Annotated in this window: 1 protein-coding gene; it reads left to right on the forward strand. The window is 31.3% G+C overall.

Features of this window, described 5'->3' with window-relative positions; translation table 11 throughout:
* Positions 1-515 (forward strand): methyl-accepting chemotaxis protein (locus tag DC53_RS22380; RefSeq protein WP_033032924.1); only part of this gene is annotated, 515 nt, incomplete at both ends.

Genomic DNA, 515 nt, shown 5'->3' on the forward strand with positions numbered 1-515 from the left:
CCAAGAAAGAAACTATCTTATTTTCAAAAAATACCAAATTCAGATATTATTATCGGTGTAGGTTTTTATGAAGATATTTTGAGTGAAAGTCTAGATGCACTTTTCATTAAAGAAGTTATTGCGGTAGCTATATTTTTCATATTTATACTTATAATTTCTTCCGTTTTCTATAAAGGATTTAAATCGAGCCTATCAACAATGATGACTGCGCTTGATAATCTTTTAAACCAAAATGGAGCTTCTACAATTAACTGGGAGTCTAAAGACGAATTTTTACCTGTTATTGAGCTACTCAATAAGGTTATTCAAAAAAATTCTGATCAAATGTCTCGATTACAAGATTATTTTGATAATGATGTAACTCCACTAGTGAGTGATTTACAATCTTCTTCAACTCAAGTAATGTCACTAGCTGATTCACAAGAGTTGAATATTGACCAAATTGCTGCTGCTGCACATGAAACTGGTGTTTCTGCTACTGAAGTTGCTCAAAATGCTCAATTAATAGCTGATTC

The sequence above is a fragment of the Pseudoalteromonas fuliginea genome (genome assembly GCF_000690055.1).
Lineage (GTDB): Bacteria > Pseudomonadota > Gammaproteobacteria > Enterobacterales > Alteromonadaceae > Pseudoalteromonas > Pseudoalteromonas fuliginea.